23 protein-coding genes and 1 riboswitch are annotated in these 23,173 nt (G+C 72.5%); of the genes, 13 read left to right on the top strand and 10 right to left on the bottom strand.

The window, feature by feature from the left end; all coding sequences use genetic code 11:
• Window positions 1–17 precede the first annotated feature (17 nt).
• Window positions 18–467, bottom strand: coding sequence for a phage holin family protein (locus DEJ20_RS13255; protein ID WP_111236326.1), 450 nt, complete (start codon window positions 465–467; stop codon window positions 18–20).
• Between the two features lie 174 nt (window positions 468–641).
• The gene (locus DEJ20_RS13250; RefSeq protein ID WP_111236325.1) at window positions 642–2,117 is read right to left on the bottom strand and encodes an MFS transporter; all 1,476 of its coding nucleotides are present in this window, start codon (window positions 2,115–2,117) and stop codon (window positions 642–644) included.
• Window positions 2,118–2,236: 119 nt separating this feature from the next.
• On the opposite strand from DEJ20_RS13250, the gene DEJ20_RS13245 reads away from it, so the two are divergent.
• Together DEJ20_RS13245 and DEJ20_RS13240 are read left to right on the top strand one after the other, a co-directional pair.
• On the top strand, window positions 2,237–2,803 hold the full coding sequence (locus DEJ20_RS13245) for a TetR/AcrR family transcriptional regulator (RefSeq protein ID WP_111022213.1): 567 nt from the start codon (window positions 2,237–2,239) through the stop codon (window positions 2,801–2,803).
• A gap of 9 nt (window positions 2,804–2,812) precedes the next feature.
• The gene (locus DEJ20_RS13240) at window positions 2,813–3,340 is read left to right on the top strand and encodes an Lrp/AsnC family transcriptional regulator (protein ID WP_027466312.1); all 528 of its coding nucleotides are present in this window, start codon (window positions 2,813–2,815) and stop codon (window positions 3,338–3,340) included.
• 44 nt (window positions 3,341–3,384) lie between these two features.
• On the opposite strand, the gene DEJ20_RS13235 is transcribed toward DEJ20_RS13240, so the two are convergent.
• On the bottom strand, window positions 3,385–3,816 hold the full coding sequence (locus DEJ20_RS13235; protein ID WP_027466313.1) for a GNAT family N-acetyltransferase: 432 nt from the start codon (window positions 3,814–3,816) through the stop codon (window positions 3,385–3,387).
• 111 nt (window positions 3,817–3,927) lie between these two features.
• Here DEJ20_RS13235 and DEJ20_RS13230 point away from each other — a divergent pair, with 111 nt between their 5' ends.
• The 5 genes from DEJ20_RS13230 to ribH all read left to right on the top strand — a co-directional run bounded on the left by DEJ20_RS13230 (window position 3,928) and on the right by ribH (window position 9,552).
• Window positions 3,928–5,244 (top strand): hypothetical protein, encoded by a 1,317-nt coding sequence (locus tag DEJ20_RS13230; protein ID WP_181431632.1) that lies wholly within the window; start codon window positions 3,928–3,930, stop codon window positions 5,242–5,244.
• Window positions 5,245–5,331: 87 nt separating this feature from the next.
• Window positions 5,332–7,185 carry an LAVTG motif-containing sortase-dependent surface protein gene (locus DEJ20_RS13225; protein WP_284183333.1) on the top strand — a complete coding sequence of 618 codons (1,854 nt, stop codon included), beginning with the start codon at window positions 5,332–5,334 and terminating at the stop codon, window positions 7,183–7,185.
• Window positions 7,186–7,505: 320 nt separating this feature from the next.
• Window positions 7,506–7,640, top strand: a riboswitch (FMN riboswitch).
• 93 nt (window positions 7,641–7,733) lie between these two features.
• Window positions 7,734–8,387 carry a riboflavin synthase gene (locus DEJ20_RS13220; protein WP_111236324.1) on the top strand — a complete coding sequence of 218 codons (654 nt, stop codon included), beginning with the start codon at window positions 7,734–7,736 and terminating at the stop codon, window positions 8,385–8,387.
• On the top strand, window positions 8,387–9,076 hold the full coding sequence (gene ribB / locus DEJ20_RS13215; protein WP_111236323.1) for a 3,4-dihydroxy-2-butanone-4-phosphate synthase: 690 nt from the start codon (window positions 8,387–8,389) through the stop codon (window positions 9,074–9,076). Before DEJ20_RS13220 ends, ribB begins: the two co-directional genes overlap by 1 nt.
• Entirely contained in the window at window positions 9,073–9,552 is a 480-nt protein-coding gene (gene ribH, locus DEJ20_RS13210) for a 6,7-dimethyl-8-ribityllumazine synthase (RefSeq protein WP_111236322.1), read from the top strand. Before ribB ends, ribH begins: the two co-directional genes overlap by 4 nt.
• Window positions 9,553–9,647: 95 nt before the next feature.
• Here the strand turns inward: ribH and DEJ20_RS13205 are convergent, their stop codons facing one another.
• Window positions 9,648–9,818, bottom strand: a complete 171-nt coding sequence (locus DEJ20_RS13205) for a hypothetical protein (RefSeq protein WP_017888559.1) — start codon at window positions 9,816–9,818, stop codon at window positions 9,648–9,650.
• A gap of 66 nt (window positions 9,819–9,884) precedes the next feature.
• Window positions 9,885–10,433: a TetR/AcrR family transcriptional regulator gene (locus tag DEJ20_RS13200; RefSeq protein ID WP_027466318.1), complete on the bottom strand. Its 549-nt coding sequence runs from the start codon at window positions 10,431–10,433 to the stop codon at window positions 9,885–9,887.
• Window positions 10,434–10,588: 155 nt separating this feature from the next.
• On the opposite strand from DEJ20_RS13200, the gene DEJ20_RS13195 reads away from it, so the two are divergent.
• From DEJ20_RS13195 to DEJ20_RS13175, 5 genes are all read left to right on the top strand, one after another.
• Window positions 10,589–12,625: an aldo/keto reductase gene (locus DEJ20_RS13195; RefSeq protein ID WP_111236321.1), complete on the top strand. Its 2,037-nt coding sequence runs from the start codon at window positions 10,589–10,591 to the stop codon at window positions 12,623–12,625.
• Window positions 12,604–13,611, top strand: coding sequence for a LacI family DNA-binding transcriptional regulator (locus DEJ20_RS13190; protein WP_111236320.1), 1,008 nt, complete (start codon window positions 12,604–12,606; stop codon window positions 13,609–13,611). The genes DEJ20_RS13195 and DEJ20_RS13190 overlap by 22 nt, the downstream gene beginning before the upstream one ends.
• A gap of 213 nt (window positions 13,612–13,824) precedes the next feature.
• Window positions 13,825–15,348 (top strand): MFS transporter, encoded by a 1,524-nt coding sequence (locus DEJ20_RS13185; RefSeq protein WP_111236319.1) that lies wholly within the window; start codon window positions 13,825–13,827, stop codon window positions 15,346–15,348.
• A gap of 153 nt (window positions 15,349–15,501) precedes the next feature.
• The gene (locus DEJ20_RS13180) at window positions 15,502–16,011 is read left to right on the top strand and encodes a flavin reductase family protein (protein WP_027466322.1); all 510 of its coding nucleotides are present in this window, start codon (window positions 15,502–15,504) and stop codon (window positions 16,009–16,011) included.
• Window positions 16,012–16,055: 44 nt separating this feature from the next.
• Window positions 16,056–16,670, top strand: a complete 615-nt coding sequence (locus DEJ20_RS13175; protein WP_027466323.1) for a superoxide dismutase — start codon at window positions 16,056–16,058, stop codon at window positions 16,668–16,670.
• 109 nt (window positions 16,671–16,779) lie between these two features.
• On the opposite strand, the gene DEJ20_RS13170 is transcribed toward DEJ20_RS13175, so the two are convergent.
• Complete coding sequence (locus tag DEJ20_RS13170; protein ID WP_111236318.1) at window positions 16,780–17,403, bottom strand: TetR/AcrR family transcriptional regulator; 624 nt, start codon at window positions 17,401–17,403, stop codon at window positions 16,780–16,782.
• 159 nt (window positions 17,404–17,562) lie between these two features.
• On the opposite strand from DEJ20_RS13170, the gene DEJ20_RS13165 reads away from it, so the two are divergent.
• On the top strand, window positions 17,563–18,534 hold the full coding sequence (locus DEJ20_RS13165) for a carbohydrate kinase family protein (protein WP_111236317.1): 972 nt from the start codon (window positions 17,563–17,565) through the stop codon (window positions 18,532–18,534).
• A 61-nt stretch (window positions 18,535–18,595) separates the two neighbouring features.
• Here the strand turns inward: DEJ20_RS13165 and DEJ20_RS13160 are convergent, their stop codons facing one another.
• The 4 genes from DEJ20_RS13160 to DEJ20_RS13145 form a co-directional block, all read right to left on the bottom strand.
• The gene (locus DEJ20_RS13160; protein WP_181431627.1) at window positions 18,596–20,068 is read right to left on the bottom strand and encodes a serine hydrolase domain-containing protein; all 1,473 of its coding nucleotides are present in this window, start codon (window positions 20,066–20,068) and stop codon (window positions 18,596–18,598) included.
• Window positions 20,065–21,414: a cryptochrome/photolyase family protein gene (locus DEJ20_RS13155; protein WP_111236315.1), complete on the bottom strand. Its 1,350-nt coding sequence runs from the start codon at window positions 21,412–21,414 to the stop codon at window positions 20,065–20,067. Before DEJ20_RS13155 ends, DEJ20_RS13160 begins: the two co-directional genes overlap by 4 nt.
• Window positions 21,411–21,923 (bottom strand): MarR family winged helix-turn-helix transcriptional regulator, encoded by a 513-nt coding sequence (locus tag DEJ20_RS13150; RefSeq protein WP_258377246.1) that lies wholly within the window; start codon window positions 21,921–21,923, stop codon window positions 21,411–21,413. Before DEJ20_RS13150 ends, DEJ20_RS13155 begins: the two co-directional genes overlap by 4 nt.
• A gap of 258 nt (window positions 21,924–22,181) precedes the next feature.
• Complete coding sequence (locus DEJ20_RS13145; RefSeq protein WP_027466328.1) at window positions 22,182–22,949, bottom strand: winged helix-turn-helix domain-containing protein; 768 nt, start codon at window positions 22,947–22,949, stop codon at window positions 22,182–22,184.
• Between the last annotated feature and the right edge of the window lie 224 nt (window positions 22,950–23,173).

Here is a 23,173-nt window from a genome sequence, read left to right as displayed (position 1 = left end):
TCGATTCGTCGGGTCCGTCAGTCGCGCTCGGCGCTGTCCGTCCGGGCGTCCGCCGCGTGGGTCGCCCGCTGCTTCGCCGCCTGGATCGTGTCCTTGGGCACCGGCGGGACACCCCGCCGGATCCCGCGCAGGCCGACGACGAACAGGACCGCGGTCACGATCGCGAACACGACGAACGTGATCCCGGTCGCCGCCCACAGCGGCAGCGCCAGGGCGAGCAGCGCCACCGCGAAGCCGGCGAGCGCGACCAGGGTCGTCACGGCGAACCCGACGGCCACCCCGGTGAGCACGAGCCCGGTCTTCGCACCGCTCGCACGTTCACCGATCTCACGTCGCGCCGAGGCGACCTCCTCGCGCACGGCGCGCAGCACCGGCTCGAGGGCCTTCTGCACGAGTCCGGCGGTCACCGTGTCGCGGAACGACGGCCGTCCGGGAGCGGTGGTGTCGTCGTGGTCGGTGCTGCTCATGGGGTCTCCTGTCCGGGCGCGGCGGTCCGCGTCCCCTGACGGGACGCGACCGGTCCGATGATCGTCACGCTGGCTCGCGTGCGCCCGGTGCGTTCCCAGGTTGCGCAACGGACGGGAGGCCCGCCCCGCGTCGTCGACGCTGGACGGACCTCCCGGGTGGTCGGGCCCACGGCCCTACTCGGCGACCTCCTCGAGGTCGTCGATCCCACGGGCGGCGGCCGCTGCGCGGCGGGCGCGCATCGACGGCGCGGCGAGCGCGGCGAGCACGGCCACGACCGCCACACCGGTGCACGCCCAGAACCCGATGGTGAAGGCGTCGTCGGTGGGCAGTCCCTGCGGCGTGCTGTGCGAGGTGATCAGCGCTGCGATGACGGCGGTGCCGACGCTCGAGCCGATGGTGCGGACGACCGTGTTGGCGCTGATGGCCTCACCGGTCTGGCTCGCGGGGACGCTCTCGATGATCGCGTTCGAGCAGGCGGCGAGGGCCATGCCGATGCCGATGCCGGTCAGGACGCCGGAGGCCACCACCTGCCACAGCTCGGCGTGTGCGATCGCCGGCAGCACGAACGCGGCGACGATGGCGAACCCGCCGATGAGCATCGGCGGCTTCGGGCCGACCTTGCGCACCAGGATGCCCGCGATCGGCCCGGCGACGACCATCATCACGACGGTCGGCAGCAGGAAGAGACCGGCCTGGGTGACGTCCTTGCCGAAGCCGTAGCCGAGCGCCGTCGGGAGCTGCAGGAGGGTCGGCACGAGGACGAAGGTGCCGAACATCGCGAACCCGAAGACGAGTGCGACGACGTGGGCGGTCCAGACACCGCGGACCGCGAAGAGCCGGACGTCGATGAGCGGCTCGGCGACCCGGAGTTCGACCAGGACGAACACGACCAGTGCGACGGCGCCGAGGACCAGCAGGCCGATGGTCTTGCCGTCACCCCAGCCCCAGGTCTCACCCTCGCTGACGGCGAGCAGGATCGAGACGAGTGACACCGCGAGGACGAACGTGCCGGCCATGTCCAGGCGGCCGGGCTTCCGCACCGGGGACTCCGGCATGCCGAAGACCGCGCCGAGCAGTGCGATGACGACGAGCACGGCGGGGAGCCAGAACAGCCAGTGCCAGGAGAGGTGCTCGACGATGGGTCCGGCGGCGACGATGCCGACACCGGCGCCGATGCCGAAGATCGCGGACAGCAGGCCGATCGTGACGCTGACCTTCTCCTTCGGCAGCTCGTCACGCACGATGCCGATCGACAGCGGCATCACGGCTCCAGCGGCGCCCTGCAGTGCGCGGCCGACGATCAGCACGCCGAGGTTCGGTGCGAGGGCGGCGAGCACGGCGCCGACGAGCAGGATCGACAGCACGACGATCAGGACCTTGCGCTTGCCGATCATGTCGCCGAGGCGACCGAGGATCGGCGTGAGCACCGAGGCGGAGAGCAGGTAGGCGGTGAGCACCCAGCTGGTCGCGCTGGTGGAGGCGCCGAGGTCCTGCCCGATGGTCGACAGTGCCGGGGCGACCAGCGACTGCAGCACCGCGAAGGAGAGGCCGCCAAGGGACAGGTAGACGATGATCGCCGTGCTGTTCGGACGGCGCCCGTCGGTTGTGGGGTGCGAGCCGGTCCGTGGGCTCTGCATGGTGTCGGTCATCGTGCTCCGTGTCGTCGTGCTCGTAGATGTAAACAATTGCTGACATGACGAGCGTACGCGCTCTGAGGAGCATGTCAACGCTTGCTTACATGACTGTGAGGACCGCTAGGCTGCGCTCCATGAGCAAGGACGCCGCGGCCACCCGACTCCTGCTCGTGCAGGCCGCCCGGCGTCGGTTCGCCTTCGACGGGTACCGCGCGACGACCGTGCGCGACATCGCCGGGGACGCCGGGGTGAACGTCGCCCTGATCAACCGGTACTTCGGCTCGAAGGAGGGGCTCTTCCGCGCCTGCCTCGACCGCGTCGTGCGCGACCTGGGGGCCGAGGAGACGAGCGAGCAGGGCCTCGAACGGGCGCTGACGGGCATCATCACGCACATCGTGCGGGCCCCCACCGACGACGACTCCCTGCAGCTGATGCTCCTGCTGCGGTCCTCCGGCGACGACGGCGCCGATGCCATCCGCCGAGAGACGCTGCGTCGGTACGCCGAACGGCTCGCGGGCACGGTCGGCGGCGCTGGGTCCGAGGAACTGCTCGTCCGTGCCGAGATCGCGCTGGCCGTGGTGCTCGGGATGTCGATGCTCCGGCAGTCCACCGCGGTGGAACCGCTGGCATCCGCCGACGACGCCGTCGTCTCGGCCGCGCTCGAGGACGCCCTCCGCGCCCTGCTCGCACCGCCGCGGTAGCGTCGAGCCGTGTCCGACCGTCCCGCACGTCGCCCCGACCCCGCTCCGCGCCTCGACGAGGTCGACGAGCGCATCCTCTGGACCCTGTCGGCCGACGCCCGGATCCCGAACAACCGGCTCGCGGCCGCGGTCGGCATCGCGCCGTCGACCTGCCTGGCACGGGTCCGTGCGCTCGAGGACGCCGGGGTGATCCGCGGCTACCGGGCCGAGGTGGACGTCGCCCGGCTCGGGTTCTCGATCGAGGCGATGGTGTCCGTCCGGGTGCACGCCGCGGCCCGCCACGAACTGCGGGACTTCGCCAAGCGCCTGCTGCGGGTGCCCGTCGTGCAGGACGTGTCGTTCCTGGCGGGGGACAAGGACTTCCTCGTGCACATCGCGTGCGAGTCGACCGAGCAGCTCCGGGACTTCGTCGCCGACGAACTCAGCGGTGACCCCTCGGTGGCGACGACGCAGACGAACATCGTGTTCGAGCGCCTCGTGGCCGACCGGGCCACCCAGGGCCGCTCCTTCGACGAACTGCGACGCTGGCGGGCCTGACGCGCGGAACCCCTGATCAGCGCGGTCGGAACAGCGCCGTCCGGTCAGCGCTTCCGGGTCATCGGGATGTGCGGGATGCGGTCCTCCAGGTACTCGTCCCCCGAGCGCACGAAGCCGAACCGGCCGTACCACTGCTCCAGGTGCGACTGGGCACCCAGGGCGATGCTCGGCGAGCGGGACTCGGCGATCGCGGCCTCCATGAGCTGCGCGCCGAGGCCCTGGCCGCGGGCGTGCTTCGCGGTGGCGACCCGGCCGATGCGCTCGGTGCCGTCGGGCTCGCGGAGCAGGCGGAGCGTCGCGTCCACCGAACCGTTGCCGGCCCAGAACTGCACGGTGCCGGGCTCGAGGTCACGGCCGTCGATGTCGCCGTACGCGGCCTCCTGCTCGACGACGAAGACGTCCTGGCGGAGCCGCAGGATCTCGTGCAGCGTGACGATGTCCAGGTTGCGGGTCGGAGCGTTGAAGATCGAGACCACGGACGGCCCTTCCTGAGAATTTCTTCCGAAACAGGGGGTGTTCCGGACCGGATCGGCGTACATTGCCGGTCAACCACTCTACGTGCGCAGCCGAGATCAGGAGGTGAGCGCATGGACCACCCGTTGCGCGCACCCTGGCGCGCCGCACTCCGCATCGTCCTGCTGGGCGTCGGGACCCTCGCCGCCCTCGTGCTGCTGTCCCTGATCCTCGGCGCGCGACCGGCCTCCGCCGCGACGGCCTCCGCCGCACCGACCGAGCAGCGCGGACTCGTCAGCAGCGTCGTCGACGGCGTCGGTGGCACCGTGCAGGGCGTGACCGGCGAGGTCGGCAAGGTCGTCGGCGGCGTGACGGACCCCGTTCGCAAGGCCGTGTCACCCGCACCTGCTCCTGCTCCTGCACCTGCTGCGCCCGCTCCGGCCCCCGCGCCCGCACCGGCTCCGGTGCCCGCGGCGCCCGCACCGGCACCCGCAGCCCCCGCTCCGGCTCCCGCAACTCCCGTGCCGTCGAGCCCCGCTCCGGTCGCGACCACACCGGCTGCCGAGCCCTCCACGACCGCCCCCGCGGCCGCACCGGCTACGCGCCCGGTGCGACAGGTCGTCGACCAGGTGAGCAGCGCCTCCCGGCCGGTCACCGACACCGTCGCGAACGTCCTGCGCCCCGTCACCGGCACCGTGGAACGCGTCACCGACGCGCGCCCGGTGACCGCCGTCGTCGACACCGTCGACGACGTGGTCGGCAGCGTCCCGGTGGTCGGCACGGTCCTCGGCGACGACACCCTCGGCGCCGTCACCGGTCCGGTCACGGGCCTGGTCGACGACACGCTCGGCTCGGTCGGCACGACCGTCGGCACCGTCCCCGACGTGGTCGAGGGCGTCGTCCCGTCCGTCGGCGGCACCCTGCCAGGAGGCACGGACCCCGTCGTCGACGTCCCCGCGCTCCCGGTGGGCGGCGGTTCGAACCCGTCCGCCGGGCCCGTCCCGTCGGTGCCGGTCGCGAACGCACCCGTCCGGCCCGGAACCGTCGCCCCGCAGGGCGCCACGGTGCTCACCGCACCCGCGCCCGCCCGCGTCGCCGATGCCGTGGGTGACCGCCCAGCAGGGCTCCGCCCGTCCGACCGGGTCGCCGCAGCTGCCACGACGGCAACGGTCGGCCCGGTCGTCCCGGCCGTCGATGTGCAGGACGCGACCCTCGGCGGACACGCGCTGCTCGTCCCCGCGGACGGTGAGGGCCACGGGCTCCCGTTCGACGGAGCCGACGCCGGCGTGCTCGGTGGCAGCGCCTCCTCGACCTCCGGCGGCGCAGCAGCCGTCGGCATCGTCGGCTCGACCGACGACATCGTCTCCCTCGCCGCGGGGTCTCGCGGCACGCTCTCCGACGACGCGGTCCCCGCATCGGTCGTGGGCGAGCACGACGTCGCTCCTGACTGAGATCGGTGCGCCTGTCCACCACGGCAGGCACGCACACATCCCGGCTGCGTCCGCGGTCGGTGACGATCTCGATCAGGGAGTACGACCATGAACAAGTACGTCTCCAGAGGGCTCTGGTTCGCCCTCTTCGTCGGCGGGCTCACGCTCGGCGGCACGGCTGCGGCGAACGCGGCCACGACATCTGGTGCCGACGGCACCGTCTCGGGCACCCAGGTGGCCCCCGCCGTGGACGCCCCGGTGTCCCTCGGCGGCAACGCGATCGCCGTGCTCGGCGACGCGGTGTCGACGGCGACCGGGTCCACGCCCGCCGCTCCGGCGCCGGCTCCGGCCACGACCGCTCCTGCCCCCAGCACCTCGGGCGAGGACGGCACGCTCTCGGGCACCCAGGTGGTGCCGGACGTCGCGGCACCGGTGACGGTCGGCGGCAACGCCGTGGCCGTCGCCGGTGACGCGGTCTCGGCCGCCGCACCCGCGGCAGCTCCGACGCCTGCAGCCCCGGCACCAGCACCGGCTCCGGCGCCTGCCGCCCCTGCCGCTCCCGCTCCGAGCACCTCGGGCGAGGACGGCACGGCCTCCGGCACCCAGGTCGCCCCGGCCGTGACCGTCCCTGTGACGGTGTCCGGCAACGGGATCGGCGTCCTCGGCGACGGCACCTCGACGTCGACCGCCCCGGCGGCGGCGACCCCGGCACCGGCTGCCGAAGCCCCGTCGGCGCCCACCACCTCGGGCACCGACGGACTGCTCTCCGGCACCCAGGTGACCGGTCTGGTCGACGTCCCGGTGACGATCGGTGGCAACGGCATCGGTGTCCTCGGTGACGGGACCGCGACGGGCACGGCGCCCGCTGCGGGTTCGGGTACCGGGACCGCTCCGGCGGCCGGTGGTTCGACCTCGGGTTCGGACGGCACGGCTTCGGGCACGCAGGTGTCCCCGGTCGTCGACGTCCCGGTGACGATCGGTGGCAACGGCATCGGTGTCCTCGGTGACGGGACCGCGACGGGCACGGCGCCCGCTGCGGGTTCGGGTACCGGGACCGCTCCGGCGGCCGGTGGTTCGACCTCGGGTTCGGACGGCACGGCCTCGGGCACGCAGGTGTCCCCGGTCGTCTCGATCCCGGTCACGGTGGCGGACAACGGCATCGGGCTGCTCGGGACGGGAACCGCGACGGGCGCTGCGCCCGCTGCGGGCACGGGTACCGGGACCGCTCCGGCGGCTGGCGGTTCGACCTCGGGTTCGGACGGCACGGCGTCGGGCACGCAGGTGTCCCCGGTCGTCGACGTCCCCGTGACGATCGGTGGCAACGGCATCGGTGTCCTCGGTGACGGCACGAGCACCGGCGGCACGACGGCTCCGGCCACCGGCACCACGACCCCGACGACCGGCGGTTCGACCTCCGGCGACGGCGGCCTGCTCTCCGGCACCCAGGTCACCCCGGTGATCAGCCTGCCGATCACGATCGGCGGCAACGGGATCGGCATCGTCGGTGACGGCACCAGCACCACCCCCGGCACCGGCACGAACCCCGGGACCAACCCGGGCACGGACCCGGGCACGGACCCCGGTACCGACCCCGGTACGGACCCCGGTACGGACCCCGGTACGGACCCCGGTACGGACCCCGGTACCGACCCGGGCACCGTCCCCACCGACGGGACGGGCACCGACACCGGCACCACGCCCGGCACGGCGACCATCCCGGTGGGCACGGTCGGCGTCGTCGAGCCGAGCCGGGCCTCCACGACGGGTGTGGTGACCACCACGTCCGCTGCCACCAGCGGGGTCCGCACCAGCGCCGGGACCGTCGCGGCAGCCGCCGCGGCCGGTGACGGCCAGCCGGAGCTCGCGTACACGGGAGCCGGCTCGCCGGTCCTGCCCGCCGGGTTCGCGCTCCTGCTGCTCCTCGCCGGAGCGGGCACGCTCGTGCTCCGTCGCCGGCACTGACCGGCGGGTGATCGAGGGGCGTCACACCGTGGCGCCCCTCATCACCATGCCCGGGGGGCGTGCGCGTTCCACGACAGGACACCGGTTGGTCGACGGATGTCCTGTCGGAACACGTCGGCGCATCGGATGCGTGTGCATGTTCCGACGGACCGCTCGTCGATCGACTCGTGCATCGTCGCAGTGCGGACGCCGGACGCCGGACGCCGGACGCCGGACACCGCGGTGCCACGTGCTGACCGTGCCCGGGGGAGACGCCCGGTTACGACGGCCCTGCCACCGTGGCGCGGCCGTCAGCGGCCTGGGGTATCGTTCCGACTACGCAAGCGCTCCGGGGTCGGTGTAATTCCGAGCCGGTGGTGACAGTCCACGAACTGATGACGGGTGCGAACCCGACAGAGGTTGACCCGGTGGGATTCCGGGACCGACGGTGAAAGTCCGGATGGGAGGCGCGCTGGCGGACAGGACGACCCCACGACCCGTGGGGTGCGATCCGTCCGTCGATGCCGACGATCGTCGAACGCCCCCGGAGTCCCGTTGAGAGGACACCAGTGTTCACCGGCATCATCGAGGAACTCGGCACCGTCACCGCCGTCGAGCAGCAGGGCGACTCCGTCGCGCTCACCGTCCACGGCCCCGTCGTCGTGCAGGACGCCCGGCACGGCGACTCGATCGCGACGAGTGGTGTCTGCCTGACCGTCGTCGAGCAGACCCCCGAGACCTTCACCGCCTTCGTCATGAAGCAGACCCTCGACATGAGCGCCCACGGTGCGCTCCGGGTGGGGGACCGCCTGAACCTCGAGCGCGCCGCCTCGGTGGGCGACCGCCTGGGCGGGCACATCGTGCAGGGCCACATCGACGGCACCGCCACGGTGCTCGAGACGGCCGACGGTGACGGCTGGCGGCGCGTGCGGTTCTCGCTCGCGCCGGCGCTCAGCCCACTCGTGGTCGACAAGGGCTCGATCGCGCTCGACGGCGTCTCGCTCACGGTCAGCGCGGTCTCACCCGAGGACGCCGCGCCCGACGCGGCCTGGTTCGAGGTGAGCCTGATCCCCGAGACCCTCGAGGCGACGACGCTCGGGCTCCGCGTGCCGGGTGACCGGGTGAACGTCGAGACCGACGTCCTGGCGCGGCACGTGCGCCGCATGCTGCGGCTCGACGCCGCGGCGCAGTCGCTCGAGACCGTCGGATCGGAGGCCCGGTGATGGTCGCCGAGGTCGGTGCCGTCCCGCAGGCACTCGGGTCGTCGAGCATCGAGGCCGCGATCGCGTCGATCGCCGCCGGTCGCCCGGTGATCGTCGTCGACGACGAGGACCGCGAGAACGAGGGCGACGTCATCCTGTCCGCCGAGCTCGCCTCGCCGGAGTGGATCGCGTGGACCGTGGCGCACTCGTCCGGGTTCATCTGCGCGCCGGTCAGCACCGAGATCGCCGACGCCCTCGACCTGCCGCCGATGGTGGCGCACAACGAGGACGTCCGCGGCACCGCCTACACGGTCACCGTCGACGCGGCCGTCGGCGTGACCACGGGCATCAGCGCCCACGACCGTGCCCGCACGCTGCGGGTCCTCGCCGACCCGACCTCGGTGCGCGACGACCTGCACCGACCCGGACACGTGGTGCCCCTGCGTGCACGACCGGGCGGGGTCCGTGAGCGCGCCGGGCACACCGAAGCAGCGATCGAGCTCGTCACCGCTGCCGGGCTCCGGCCCGCGGCGGCGATCTGCGAGATCGTCGACGAGGACGGCAGCATGATGCGGCTGCCGGCGCTCGTCGCACTCGGGGCGCGCGAGGGCGTGCCCGTCATCACCATCGCCGCGCTCGCCGAGTGGCTGGACGCGGCAGACCGGGCGGCGGCATCAACCGCAGCGCCCACGGAAGGAACGACACGATGAGCGGAGCAGGCGCGGCGGACCGCGACCAGGTGGACGGCACCGGGATCCGGGTGGCCATCATCGCCGGCCAGTGGCACGACACGATCGCCGCGGGCCTGCTGGCCGGGGCGCAGCGCGAGGTCGAGCGGCTCGGTGCGACGGCGGACGTCATCCCCGTGCCCGGCAGCTTCGAGCTGCCCGTGGTCGCGAAGACCGCGCTCGAAGCCGGTTTCGACGCGGCGGTCGCGCTCGGCGTGATCATCCGCGGTGGCACCCCGCACTTCGAGTACGTGTCGGGCGCGGCGACGAGCGGCCTGACGCAGGTCGCGATCAACACCGGCAAGCCCGTCGGGTTCGGTGTGCTCACGTTGGACGACGAGCAGCAGGGGCTCGACCGCGCCGGGCTGCCCGACTCCAAGGAGGACAAGGGCGCTGAGGCCGCACACGCGGCGATCAGCACCGCGGTGACGCTTCGGACCCTGCGGGTCCTGGTCTGAGGCGCCGGACACCCCACACAGAACGGCCCCGCACCGGTGAGGTGCGGGGCCGTTCTGCGCTAGCTGGTCAGTGCTTGCTGATCAGCGCTTGCTGGTCAGCGCTTGCCGAACACGTGGATCGGCAGGAAGAAGGAGAGGCTCATCAGGAGCACGCCGGCCATGAAGACGAAGGCCTGGCCCGACTCCACCTGGAAGGCGAACCCGAACAGGTACATCGACACCAGCAGCAGCAGGATCGAGAAAACAGCGGCGATGACGCGGCCCACGGGATACCTCCGGGTGTCGACGAGTGGATCGTTCCCCAGTCTATCCCCAGCCGGGGGCGTGCCGGTTCACGCTCCGGGTCGCGTCGCGATCAGACGGTCGACGACGGTGAGCAGGGTCTCCATGTCGACGCTGCCCCGCTTCGGTCGCACCTCGCTCGCGGCACCGAGTGAGGCCTGGTGGTACAGCCCGTCGCCGAGGAGCTTGACGGCCTGCGCGGTCGGCTCGTCGCCGAGCGCGTCGACGAGGGTCGCGAGCCAGGCGTTCTCGGTGTCGTCGAGGGTGCGTCCGGCCTCTTCGTAACCGGCCTGCTGCAGGCGGCTCGCGGCGAGCAGGGCGAGGTCCAGCTCGCTGCCGACGAACAGGCAGTTGCGGACGAAGTAGCGGGCTGCGCCGTCCTCGGCCTCCTGCATGCGCTCGACGTCGATGGCGGACAGGTCCGACAGTCGTTCGCAGAGCCCCTCGACCAGGGCGGCCTTGGAGCCGAAGTGGTAGAGCAACCCGCCCTTTGAGACACCGGCGCGCGCGGCGACGGCGTCGAGCGTGGCGGGACGCTCGCCCTCCTCGCACACGATGGCGACGAAGCTGTCGAGGACACGGTCGCGGGCACTGGCCATGCCGAGAGTCTAGGAGCAGTTCCCGGGGGAGCGGACGCCGGCTCGTCCCTCGCCGCCGTGAACGCTCACGAATCGCCGCCGGACCGTTGCCGATCGCTCCCGTGGCCGCTAGCGTCGAACCGACCGTGAAGGTTCACGAGACGACAAGGATCCGCATGTCAGCGCAGACGGCGAACACCGCCACCACCCCGACCTCGACCGCCACCGACCGCCCCGGGTGGGCCGTCCTCGGCCCCGGCGGCATCGCCCGTCGCTTCCTCTCGCAGCTGCCCGCCAGCGGGGGCGTCCTGGTCGCGGCCGGCAGTTCGTCCGCCGAGCGGGCGCGGGTCTTCGCCGACGAGGCCGCCGGGTTCGGGTTCACGGATGTGACCGCCGGGACCTACGACGAGGTCCTCGCCGACCCGCGGGTGGACGCCGTCTACGTGTCGACCGTGCACACCGGGCACGCCCGACTCGTCCTCGCCGCACTCGAGGCGGGCAAGGCCGTCCTCTGCGAGAAGCCCCTCGCCGTGAACCACGGCACCGCGATGGCGCTGACGGACGCTGCACGCCAGGCCGGTCTGCCGCTCGTCGAGGCGTTCATGTACCGCTTCCACCCGCAGACCGCGGCGCTGCTCGACCTGATCCGCGACGGCGTGATCGGCGACGTGACCCACGTCGACGCCTCGTTCGCGTTCCGGACGGGCGAGCGCACCGGTCGCCTGTTCGACGTCGACACCGCCGGCGGCGGGATCCTCGACGTCGGTGGGTACCCGGTGACGATGGCCGCGGCGATCGTGCAGGCCGCCACCGGGGTCGCCGTCGCCGAGCCGGTGGACCTCACCGCCACGGGCACGCTCGGGCCGACCGGGGTCGACGAGTGGACGGTCGCGCAGCTCACCTACCGGGGCGGGACCACGGCGACGGTCCGGACCGGCGTCTTCGTGCAGGACGACAACGCCGTGTCGGTGTACGGCTCGCGGGGTCGCATCGTGCTCGCCGACCCGTGGACCCTCGGCGACGACCCCACCATCGAGATCCACACCGTCGACGAACCCCCTCGCTCGCTGTCCTTCGCGGGTGAGCACCCCTACGCCCGAGAAGCGGACGCCACCACCGACGCCCTGCGTGCCGGTGCGGTCGAGGCGGCGCAGATGACCATCGACGAGACCCTCGCCACCGCCCGCACGCTCGACAGGTGGCGCGCGGCGATCGGCCTGCGCTACCCCTTCGAGGCCGAGACCGCCGACATCCCGACGGTGTCCGGCCGACCGCTCACCGTGCAGGACGACAACCCGATGCGCTACGGCGAGGTGCCGGGCGTCGGCAAGCGGATGTCCCGCCTGGTGATGGGCGTCGACAACCAGCCCGACCTGGCGCACGCCAGCGCGATCTTCGACCTGTTCGTCGAGCAGGGCGGCAACGTGTTCGACACCGGGTACATCTACGGCGGCGGTGTGCTCGAGGGACGGCTCGGCAAGTGGATCCAGAACCGGGGGATCCGCGAGGACGTGGTCGTCATCACGAAGGGCGCCCACACCCCGCACTGTGACCCGGAGTCGATCACCCGGCAGCTGCTCGAGAGCCTCGAGCGCCAGGGCACCGACTACGCGGACATCTACATGATGCACCGCGACAACCCCGACATCCCGGTGGGGGAGTTCGTCGACGTGCTCGACGAACACCGCCGGGCCGGCCGCATCCGCGTCTACGGCGGCTCGAACTGGACCCCCGCACGGTTCGACGAGGCGAACGCTTACGCACGGGCCAACGGCAAGCACGGATTCGAGGTGCTCAGCAACCACTTCGGTCTCGCCGAGGCGTACGACGTGCCGTGGGACGGCTGCGAACACGCGACCGATGCGGCATCGAAGGCGTGGCTGGAGGAACGTCAGGTCCCGCTGCTGCCGTGGTCCTCGCAGGCCCGCGGGTTCTTCACCGGCCGCGCGACGCCCGAGGACACCAGCGACGCCGAGCTCGTCCGCTGCTACTACTCGGACGACAACTTCGAGCGGCTCCGGCGTGCGCGGGAGCTCGGCGAGCAGTTCGGCGTCCCCGCGACGGCGATCGCCCTGGCGTACGTGCTCAACCAGCCGTTCCCGACGTTCCCGCTCTTCGGACCCCGTACGATCGCGGAGGCCCGGTCGTCCATGACCGGCCTCTCCGTCGACCTCTCCCCGGAACAGGTGGCATGGCTGGACCTCCGCGCCTGACCCCGGGTGGCCGCGCGACGATCATCGACGTCGCCGCGGCCGCCGGGGTGTCCCGGCAGACCGTCACCCGCGCGATGAACGGCATGTCCGGCATCAGCGCGGCGACCAAGGACCGCGTGCTCCAGGCCGCGGCGGCGCTCGACTACCGTCCGTCGCGCTTCGGCCGTGGGCTCGTCACGGGTGGCGACCACCAGCTCGGGCTCGTCGTCAACGACCTGCGGAACCCCTACGCACCGGCACTCGCGTCTGCGGTGCTCGGCCTGGCCGCCGCCCGCGGGTGGAACGTCATGCTCGCCGACGTCGGGCTCGCGAGCGACTCGGACCGGATGGTGGAGTCCCTCGGTGCCCAGACCGACGTCGTGATCGGCTACCTCGGGTCCCGTGCGCCGGAGTGGATCGAACGGCTCGGCTCGGTCCCGGTCGTCGAACTCGACCCCTCGGGTCCGGTGACCCGCGCCGCGGTCCGGATCGACCCGACCGCCGCGATCGAGGACCTCGCCGACCACCTCGTCGACGTCGGGGTGAAGCACCCCGTCGTGCTCGACGCCGCCGCCGACGGCGTGCCGAGCCAGCGCGGGAAGCACATGGTCGCGGCACTCCGGCGTCGCGGGTACCTGCCCGACCTCGTCGTCGCGTCCGCGCCCACCGCAGAGGCCGGTGCCGAACGGACCGAACGGATCCTCGCCGTGCACCGCCGGGTGGACGCGGTCCTGGCGTTCAACGACGTGCTGGCCCTCGGCGTGCTGTCGGCCTGCCGTCGTGCCGGCGTCGACGTCCCCGGGGACATCCGCGTGGTCGGCGTCGACGGCCTGCCCCTCGGGACGCTCGTCGCGCCGACCCTCACCACGCTGGCCGTCGACCTCGACGAGGTCGCCGGCCAGGCCCTCGACCTGGCGCTCGGCATGCTCGCGGGCGAGCTGCCGCGCTCGGGCGAGGCCGTCGAGCGCACGGTGCGACACCGGTTGTTGCTCCGCGAATCGGCGTAGGCCCGCCGACGCGACCAGTGGATCGCCGCAAGGTCCGTGGCGGGACCGCCACGAACCTCCCGGCCGTCGTCAGTTGCATTTGCAACCAAAACCGTCCGGACGGTACACTAACGGAGTCCTGACGGGGCGCGTGTCCATCCCGCGTCCCGTCTCGTCTGCCCCACGTACCACCCGCCGTCGACCTGGTCCGGCTCGAAGTCCCAGGAGTCCGCCGTGTCCGCACTGCTCACCAGCCCCGTCGCCACCCGCGTCACCGGGAGCCGCGCCCGACGGTTCCTGGCGCTCGCCGTGCTCATGCTGCCGGTCCTGCTCATCTCGGTCGACAACACCATCCTGAGCTTCGCGCTGCCGTCGATCAGTCGCGCGCTGAACCCGGACGCCACCACGCAGCTCTGGATCGTGGACGCCTACCCGCTGGTGCTCGCCGGCTTGCTCGTCGTGATGGGCAGCATCGGTGACCGCATCGGCCGACGGCGGATCCTGGTGATCGGCGCGACCGGGTTCGCCCTGTTCTCGGTGGCCGCGGCCTTCGCGACCGACGCCTGGATGCTCGTGGCGGCCCGGATCGCGATGGGCGTGTTCGGCGCGATGCTCATGCCCGCCACGCTCTCGATCATCCGCAACGTGTTCGTGGACGCGGGGGAGCGGCGGATGGCGCTCGCCGTCTGGTCGACGATGTTCGCGGCCGGCAACGCGCTCGGCCCGCTCGTCGGCGGCGCGCTGCTCGCGCACTTCCACTGGGGCAGCGTGTTCCTGGTCGCGGTGCCGATCCTCGTGCTCATGCTCGTCGGCGTGCCGTTCTGCGTGCCGGAGTCCCGTGACCCGATGCCCGGACCGGTCGACCTGCCGAGCATGTTCCTGTCCCTCGGCGCGCTCGCACCGATCGCCTGGGCCATCAAGTCGGTCGTGCACCCCGAGGAGCGCGGCCTCGCGATCGCCATGCTCGCGGTCGGTGTCGTGTGCGGCATCGCGTTCGTCCGTCGGCAGCTGCGGTCCCGCACGCCGATGCTCGACCTGCGCCTGTTCCGCAGCACGGCCTTCACCGGCAGTGTGCTGATGAACCTGGCGGCGATGTTCTCGCTCACCGGGTTCCTGTTCTTCATCGCCCAGCACCTGCAGCTCGTGGCCGGGCTCGACCCGTTCGCATCCGGCATCGTGCTCATCCCGGGGTCGGTGCTGACCATCGTCGCCGGACTCGCGGTCGTGCCGGTCGTGGCGCGTGTCGCCCCGCGTTGGGTCGTGTCGGTCGCGCTGCTGTTCTCGGCTGCGGCGTACGCCCTCGTCGCGGTCCTCGGACACCACGCCTCCATCGCTGCCCTGGCGTTCGCGTTCGTGCTGCTCGGCATCGGGATCGGGGCGTCCGAGACGGTGACGAACGACCTCATCATCTCGACGGCTCCGGCGGACAAGGCGGGTGCGGCGTCGGCGATGTCCGAGACGGCGTACGAGATCGGCGCCGTGCTCGGGACCGCGGTGCTCGGGACGATCCTGGCGACGACCTACCGGGCGCACGTCGTGGTGCCCGACGGGTTGTCCTCGGCGGCGCACGTCGCGGCGCAGGAGACCCTCGGCGGCGCGGTCGCCGCAGCGGGGCAGCTCGGCGGCAGCGCCGGGCAGGTGCTGCTCGAGTCGGCGCGGGCGGCCTTCGACTCGGGCGTGACGATCACGGCGGGCGTCGCCGCGGTGCTCATGGTCGTGGCGGCCGCGGGTGCGCTCGTCATGCTCAAGCGCCGCTGAGCGGCCGTGCTGCGGGCCGGCGGGCTGGCTCCACGGCGCGCCCGGCCGCGCCCGAACCTGTGAATCGTTGACCTCAACCAGGGTTCAGGTCATACGTTGGGTGACAGCCGCCGAGTGACGGCAGCCCCTCCCGAAGGAACGACCACGATCACCATGCCCGACGAAGCACCGGCAACCATCGCCGACGCGTACAAGTCCGCCTTCCGCGGGCACCCTGCTGGCGTCGCCGTCATCACGGCCGAAGGCCCGGACGGACCGACCGGCCTCACCGCCTCGAGCGTCGCGAGTGTGGCCGTCGACCCGCCCGTGCTGGTCTTCTCGCTCTCGACGAACTCCGGCTCGGCCGGGGTCGTGCTCGGTGCGCCGCTGTTCGTCGTGCACCTGGTCGACTCCCTCGGGGTCGCACTCGCCAAGCGCTTCGCGTCGACCGGCAGCCCGGCCGCCGACGACCCGATCTGGGGCACCCTGCCGTCCGGCGACCGCTACCTGCCGAGTGCGGCGAGTGCGCTCCGCTGCCGACCGCTGTCGACGACGCCCATCGGCAGCTCGACCGTCGTCGTGGCCGAGGTGCTCGACATCATCGTCGGCGCCGACCGCGGCGAGCCGCTGGTCTACCACAACCGGGAATTCCACTCCCTCACCGATCGTTCCCGGCTCTCGTGAGCCGCGGAGCCGCGTCCACAACCCACTGATCGAAAGGACCTCACATGGCTGAGTACACCCTGCCGGAACTGCCGTACGACTACGCCGCGCTCGAGCCGCACATCAGCGGCAAGATCATGCAGCTGCACCACGACAAGCACCACCAGGCCTACGTGACCGGTGCCAACACCGCGCTCCAGCAGCTCGGCGAGGCCCGTGAGTCCGGCAACTTCGGCGCGATCAACAAGCTCGAGAAGGACCTCGCGTTCCACCTCGGTGGCCACGTGAACCACTCGATCTTCTGGACCAACCTCGGCCCGGACACGAAGGTCCCCGAGGGCGAGCTCGCCGCGGCGATCGACGAGTTCTTCGGTTCGTTCGAGAAGTTCCAGGCACAGTTCGCCGCCGTCGCGAACGGCATCCAGGGCTCCGGCTGGTCCGTGCTGGCCTGGGACACCGTGGGCCAGAAGCTCACCACGTTCCAGCTCTTCGACCAGCAGGGCAACATCCCGTTCGGTCTCGTCCCGATCTTCATGCTCGACATGTGGGAGCACGCCTTCTACCTCGACTACCTGAACGTCAAGGCGGACTACGTCAAGGCCGTCTGGAACATCGTCGACTGGGAGAACGTCGCCGCTCGTTTCGAGAACGCGAAGTCGCAGCGGTTCGTCACGCTCTGATCCGCGTCGGCGGGTCACCGCGGTGACCACCTGACGAACGGGAGGCACGGTGCCAGCTGGCACCGTGCCTCCCGTTCGTGGTCCGGATGCCGTTCCGGACCGCACGCCGTCACCGGGTCCGCGACCGGTCCTCGGTTGCGGACGCAGTCGCGCTCAGCGCGCAGTCGGCGCCGGTCGTGCTCGAAGCCAGGTCGTGGGCGATGCGACGCAGTGCGGCGTCGGCCTCGGTGTGCGCGCGGTCGACGAGCGCGCTCCACTGGGCTCCGCGGGCGGCCATCACCGTGTCCTGAGCCGCACGTTCGGCGAGGACGGGGTCGGCACCGTGCGCCCGGCACCACGCCCGGATGGCCGCCACGTGGCAGCGGTGTGCGCGGCGCTGCCGGTCACGCCCGTCGAGGGACTCGACCGATCCGAGTTCGAAGGTGAGTCGTGCTGCGAGCGCACGGTGCGGGTCGTCGAGCCCGCCGAACGTCGCGATCAGGTGGTCGGCGAGGGCGTCCGTGTCGGCGGCAGGGTCGAGCGCGGGCGCTCGGTGCGAGGTCGCGAGGTGCTCGACGACGGAGTCGATCAGGGCGTCGCGCGAGCCGAAGTGGTAGACGACCGGGTAGGCGCTCGTCCCGAGCACGCGGCCCAGGCCCCGGACCGTGACGTCCTCGATCTTGGTCTCGACGAAGTGGTCGACGACCTTCTTGAGGATCGCGGGTTTGCGGGTGGGGTCGGGCTTCCTGGGCATGGCATCTCCGTCGTCGGGGCGGTGGTCGCGCGACCGCCCACATACTAGCAGCCGGTATATCAGCGCTACCACGGGTCGTCGTCGTGCGATCCCTCTGTGGAACCTCCGTTTTCACCGATAGAAACGGAGTAAAACTCGGGTCCAGGTACACTGTTGCGGATGTCCATGCCGTACGAGGGTGCTCTACCGCCGTCCCGGCCCGAGGGGACCCGCGCCGGACGGGTGGTCGCGGGCCGTCGTCGGGGCGCCGGAAAACGCTTCCTGGTCGTCGGCGACGTCCTGGACGGCGTCCTCGTGCACACCACCGCGCACCGGATCGGGGTGCACGACCCCGCCGCGGAGATCCGCCACCGGCCGACCGGTGCCGGTGGCAACACGGCCACCTGGCTCGGCTGGCTCGGGGCCGAGGTCGACGTCGTCGCCCGTGTCGGGGTCGACGACGTCTACCGCCACGAGCGCGCGCTCGAGGACGCCGGGGTCCGCGCTCACCTGCGCTACGACGCGATGACGTCCACCGGGGTCGTGGTCTCGGTCCGCAACGACCACGGTCGCACCGCGATGTCTGACCCCGCCGCGAGCGGGAAGATCAGTGCCGCAGACGTCCCGCCGTCGGTGGTCGCCCGCGCCGACATCGTGCACCTGACCGGTGCCGCCATGCTCGGCGGCGGGGCCGACCGGCTCGCCGACCTGGTGGCGTGCGCCCGGACCGGCCCGGCCCGCGTGGCGGTGGACCCCTCGTCGGTGGCGGTGATCGAGACGATCGGTGCCGACCGGTTCCTCGAGGCCCTGCGGGGCGTCGACGTGCTCTTCCCCGACCAGCACGAGGCGCTCGCCCTCGCGGGGGGTGACGACCTCGACGCCGCGGTGCGTCGGCTGACCGAGCACGTCCCACTGGTCGTCGTCACGGCCGGGGCCGACGGTGTGCTCATCGGACGCCGGGGCCGCAGCGTCCACCGGGTCCCCGCGACACCGGCGACCGTCGTCGACACCATCGGGGCCGGGGACGCCTTCGTCGCCGGGTTCGTCCGTGCGTGGGCGACGGATCCGGTCCGCGTCGGTGCGGCAGCCCGTGAGGGCAGCCGCGTCGCCGCGCGGGCACTCGGCTTCGTGGGCGGTCGACCGCCGGTCTGAGCCGGGGATGCCCGCGTGGCGCCGCCTGGTCAGCGCTTCGACGGGTCAGCGCTCCGTCGGGTCAGCGCTCCGACGGTTCGGCGACGACGTTCAGGGTCTGGACGCGCCCCGCGGCGGCGGGCGCGAGCCGGATCTCGACACGCAGTCGCCCGCAGGTGCCGGGGAGCCACCAGCGCAGGTGCGACGGTGCCGCCGAGTACTCCGACACCGGTGCGGCACCGAGGTCGGCGCCGACGTCCGCGACGGCCTGTGCCACCGCCCGCCGCCGGCGGTCGTACGGCACGTCCATCGCCACGTTGGGCGTGCAGATCGCGTCCGCCAGGTCGTCGCGCCAGTCGGCCAGGAGGCGCGTCACGGCGGCCTGGGCTGCTCGCGTCGCGCGGGTGGTCGCCGCGACCCCGCTGGTCGCTCCGGCCACGTCGGCGCCGGCTCCCGCCGGGTCGGGTGCCGGGGCCGTCAACACTGCGCCGAGCACGAGGTCGTGCGCCTGCTGCGCGGCCGCGGAGACCTTGGCCTGCGTGGCGTTCTCGAACGCGACGACCCCGAGGCCGTCGCGCACGGACCACCGCATGTGCGCGGAGAAGCCCGGGTAGCCGCCGGAGTGCGAGACGAGCTCGCCGAAGTGGTCGTCCTGCTCGACGAACAGCCCGAAGCCGTACGCCGTCGCGCGGGCCGAACCCGGGACGACGGACGACGGGACGACCCGCATCGCCTGCTGCATCAGCCGGCGGTCAGCGGGGGAGACCGGGCCGGGTTCCGGTGCGGCGGAGAACGCCGAACCGAGGTGCGTCGCCCAGCGCGCCAGGTCACGCACGGTCGAGAAGAGCCCGCCGATCGACGAGAAGGCGCCGGGGCCGGTCATCGGCAGGGGTTCCCAGTCGCCCTCGTGTCCGCGGACACCGGTGACCACGAAGCCGGTCGACTCGGCGGCGCTGAACACCGTGTCGGTGAGGCCGAGGGGACGGAGCACGATCTCACTGGCGGCAGCGGTGAAGGGCCGCCCCGTCACGGCGGCGACGACCCGGCCGAGCAGCGCGTAGCCGAGGTTCGAGTAGGCGAAGCGGGTGCCGGGCAGCGAGTCGAACAGCAGGCCGCCGCGCAGGACCTCGTCGAGCTCGGCGTCCGAGATCGACTCCTGCCGGTCGGCCCAGGGGTCGTCGGTGGGGAACCCGGCCGACATCGTCAGCAGCATCCGCACCGTGGGGGCCGGGGAGTCCGGGGTCGGCAGGGTGACGGCGCCGAAGGCCGGCACGAAGTCGGTGATCGGCGCGTCGAGGTCGAGCGCACCCCGTGCGACGAGGGTCAGCAGGGTCGCGGCGGTGACGCTCTTGGTGCAGGAGGCGATGCGGTACACGGTGTCGGCGTCCGGTCGCCGGCCGTCCCCGCGGTCGCCGTGCCCACCGGACGCGACGAGGCCGAACCGGTCGAACACGCCCCACACGCTGCTCGGCGCGATGCCCTGCTCGACACGCGACCGGAACAGCTCGTCGACCTGGTCGACGACGGTGGCGATCGCCTGGCGCAGCCCGGTCACGATCGCCGCATCCGTTCGTAGGCGTCGAGCGCCCGCTGCCGCGACGCCTTCAGGTCGACCATCGGCTCGGGGCGCAGCTCGTCGGCGGGGACCCAGCGGTGGACGTACTCGCGGTGCGGGTCGAAGCGCTCGAGTTGCCGATCGGGGTTGAAGACCCGGAAGTACGGGGCGGCGTCGAAGCCGGAGCCCGCGACCCACTGCCAGTTCGCCGCGTTGTTGGCGGGGTCGGCGTCGACCAGGGTGTCCCAGAACCACTGTTCCCCGACTCGCCAGTCCACGAGCAGGTTCTTCACGAGGAAGCTGCCGGCGGCCAGCCGCACCCGGTTGTGCATGGCGCCGCTGTGCCAGAGCTCGCGCATGCCCGCGTCGACCAGGTCGAAGCCGGTCAGGCCCTGTCGCCAGCGGTCCAGCTCGGCCGGTTCCGGATCACGCCACGGGAACGCGTCGAAGTTCCGACGGACGTTGACGGTGGCGATGTCGTCGCAGTGGAAGTACTCGTTCCAGTTGAACTCGCGCCACGCCAGCTGCCGGAGGAACGCGGCGGCGTTCTGGCGCTGCGCGGGCTCGAGCCGTTCGTGCAGGCGGTGCCACACCTGGTACGGGCTGATCTCGCCCCACCGCAGGAACGGGGAGAGGCTGCTGGTGGCTTCCATCGCGGGCTCGTCGCGCTGGTCGTAGTCCTCGAGCGCGTGCTCGACGAAGTGCTCGAGCTGCTGACGGGCACCGTGCTCGCCCGGGGTCCAGGCGTCACGGAGCCCGCCGGCCCAGTCGGGCTTCGTCGGCAGCAGTGCCCAGTCGGCCAGAGCGTCACCGGTGACGTCGGCCGCAGCCGGGAGGTCGTCGGGGTCGGGCAGAGGGTGGCGCGGTTCGGGCAGTGCCTGGACGGCGTTCCAGAACGGGGTGAAGACCTTGTACGGCTCGCCCTGCCCGGTGAGCACGGTCCACGGTTCCCAGAGCAGGTTCGCGGCGAAGCTGTGCGCCTCGACGCCACGGTCGTGCAGGGCCGCCTTGATGCCGGCGTCGATGTCCCGCTCGACGGCGCCGTACCGACGGTTCCAGTACACGGCGTCCGCCCCCGTGTCGGCGACGAGCTGGTCGATCGTCGTCGCCGCGGCACCGCGCCGGAGGACCAGCCGGGAGCCCCGCTCGCGCAGGTCGGCATCGAGGGCGGTCAGGGAGTGGTGGAGCCACCAGCGGCTCGCCGCACCGATCGGACGGAGACCCGGGGACTGCTCGTCGAGGACGACCACCACCGTGACGTCGCCACCGTGGTCGATCGCCGCACGGAGCGCGGGGTTGTCCGACAGCCGCAGGTCGTCACGGAGCCAGACGATCGCGCCGGTCACACCGTCGCCGCATCCGGAGCGGCCACCGGGCGGGCCGTCGACCGCCGGCTGGGTCCCGTGCCGACCGCCAACCGGAGCTTCGTGCAGAGTTCGGTGAGGGTGCGCAGTTCGGGGTCGGACAGGCCGGCACCGACCTGCTGCGCGATGCTCGCCGCGTGCTGCACGGCGACCTGGCGGTAGACGTCGAAGCCGTGCGGGGTCAGTGCCACGATCACCCCGCGGGCGTCGGTGGGGTCCGGCTGCTTCTCGACGATGCCGCGGGCGAGGAGTCGGTCGACCAGGCGGCTGACGCTCGGCTGGGTGAGGAGCAGGTGCCCGGTGAGGTCGCGCATCCGGCAGCGACGTCCGGGCTGGGTCGACAGGTTGAAGCAGACGTCGTACTCGTTGAACGAGATCTCGTCGCCGGGGAAGTCCGCGTTGAGACTCCGCATCACGGCGACCTGGGCGCGGAAGAGCGCTTCCCAGGCGGCGACGGCGGTCGCCTTCTCACTGCGGCGTGTCTCGCTCACGTTCGCGTTCCCTCCGGTCGTACGGTCTGACCACACTACCGACGGGGTCCGACAGGAGCCGGGCGACATGCGCGAGGGCCGGCCGCCTGTCGGCGACCGGCCCTCTCCCTTGCACCAAGAGTTTCCTGCAATCACATTCCACAGCCGGTGCCACAGCAAACACCGTCTGCACCACCGACTGTATAACGAAGCGGTAACGGCGCGCCAGCCTCGCCGGGGCCGGTTCGCTGCGAGTTCACCAAGAGCAGCCGATCGGGCTCAGAAGAGGTCGGGCGACGGGGTCGACGCGTACCGCACGGCGACGTCCGCGTGCCGGTCGAAGCGGTAGCCGACGCCGCGCACGGTGCGGACGATCTCCTCGAACGCGCCGAGCTTGGAGCGGAGGCGACGCACGTGCACGTCGATGGTGCGCTCGTTCGGGGTCTCGTCCTCGCCGTCCGACCAGAGGCCCTCGATGATCGCGGAACGGTCGACGGTCTGCCCCTCGCGGAGGACCAGGAACTGCAGGAGCTCGAACTCCTTGTAGGTCAGGGGTGCCGCTTCGCCGTCGAGGGTCACGCGCTTCCGCGAGATGTCGATGACGACACCGGTCTCCTCGGGCTCGGGCTTCTCGGCCTGCTTGCGGGCGGCCACCGCGGAGCGGTCCTGCAGGGCGAGGCGGACGACGTCGACGTCCCGGCCACCGGAGTGCTCGGCGGCGACGGCGACGGCCGCGTACGTCTCGGACGACGGGACGAGCTGCGCGGTGAGGGCCTTGAGCTGCTCGACCACCGCGGCCAGGGTCGTGCCGGCGGCTGCGGCCTTCGCTTCGTCGATGCCGACGTACAGGGCGAAGCCGCGGGCCTCGGTGCCCTCGGGGAGCGCGCGGTTCCGCTGCGGTGCGACCACGGGGCTCGTCGGCACGGTGGCCGGTCCGGTGGCTGCCGGAGAGGCCGGGCGCGGTCGGATCGGGGTGACGGTGCCGAGGTCGGTCGGGGCCGGTGCGGTGCGGAGCGCGGTGCGGGGCTGGGCGATGGTGAGCGACATGGTGGTTCTCCGGGCGGTGTGGCCGGTGCGCGGGTGGCGCGGCGGCCGGTGTCGAATGCGTCATCCCGGGTACGGCGGTACGCCGATGTGCCCTGCGGTCCTGCTGCGGACCGGGGCCGACCCGGGGGAACGGGAGACAGACCTCGTGGCGTGGTGCGCGTCGCCGACGGTGTCCGTCACCCGGGGATCACGCGCTCGCGACGGGGGTGGTGTCGCGGGGGATC

The sequence above is a fragment of the Curtobacterium sp. MCSS17_005 genome, assembly GCF_003234225.2.
GTDB lineage: Bacteria > Actinomycetota > Actinomycetes > Actinomycetales > Microbacteriaceae > Curtobacterium > Curtobacterium flaccumfaciens.
Note: the sequence above shows the minus strand (reverse complement) of the source record. Positions and strands in the feature narration are given on the sequence as shown.

Excerpts from the sequence above, each read along its gene's own strand:
- ribB (WP_111236323.1), top strand. The coding sequence starts at position 8,387 with ATGGTCGCCGAGGTCGGTGCCGTCCCGCAGGCACTCGGGTCGTCGAGC.
- DEJ20_RS13225 (WP_284183333.1), top strand. The coding sequence starts at position 5,332 with ATGAACAAGTACGTCTCCAGAGGGCTCTGGTTCGCCCTCTTCGTCGGC.
- DEJ20_RS13250 (WP_111236325.1), bottom strand. The coding sequence starts at position 2,117 with ATGACCGACACCATGCAGAGCCCACGGACCGGCTCGCACCCCACAACC.
- DEJ20_RS13175 (WP_027466323.1), top strand. The coding sequence starts at position 16,056 with ATGGCTGAGTACACCCTGCCGGAACTGCCGTACGACTACGCCGCGCTC.
- DEJ20_RS13245 (WP_111022213.1), top strand. The coding sequence starts at position 2,237 with ATGAGCAAGGACGCCGCGGCCACCCGACTCCTGCTCGTGCAGGCCGCC.
- DEJ20_RS13165 (WP_111236317.1), top strand. The coding sequence starts at position 17,563 with ATGTCCATGCCGTACGAGGGTGCTCTACCGCCGTCCCGGCCCGAGGGG.
- DEJ20_RS13145 (WP_027466328.1), bottom strand. The coding sequence starts at position 22,949 with ATGTCGCTCACCATCGCCCAGCCCCGCACCGCGCTCCGCACCGCACCG.
- ribH (WP_111236322.1), top strand. The coding sequence starts at position 9,073 with ATGAGCGGAGCAGGCGCGGCGGACCGCGACCAGGTGGACGGCACCGGG.
- DEJ20_RS13180 (WP_027466322.1), top strand. The coding sequence starts at position 15,502 with ATGCCCGACGAAGCACCGGCAACCATCGCCGACGCGTACAAGTCCGCC.
- DEJ20_RS13230 (WP_181431632.1), top strand. The coding sequence starts at position 3,928 with ATGGACCACCCGTTGCGCGCACCCTGGCGCGCCGCACTCCGCATCGTC.
- DEJ20_RS13195 (WP_111236321.1), top strand. The coding sequence starts at position 10,589 with ATGTCAGCGCAGACGGCGAACACCGCCACCACCCCGACCTCGACCGCC.
- DEJ20_RS13200 (WP_027466318.1), bottom strand. The coding sequence starts at position 10,433 with ATGGCCAGTGCCCGCGACCGTGTCCTCGACAGCTTCGTCGCCATCGTG.
- DEJ20_RS13170 (WP_111236318.1), bottom strand. The coding sequence starts at position 17,403 with ATGCCCAGGAAGCCCGACCCCACCCGCAAACCCGCGATCCTCAAGAAG.
- DEJ20_RS13255 (WP_111236326.1), bottom strand. The coding sequence starts at position 467 with ATGAGCAGCACCGACCACGACGACACCACCGCTCCCGGACGGCCGTCG.
- DEJ20_RS13190 (WP_111236320.1), top strand. The coding sequence starts at position 12,604 with ATGGCTGGACCTCCGCGCCTGACCCCGGGTGGCCGCGCGACGATCATC.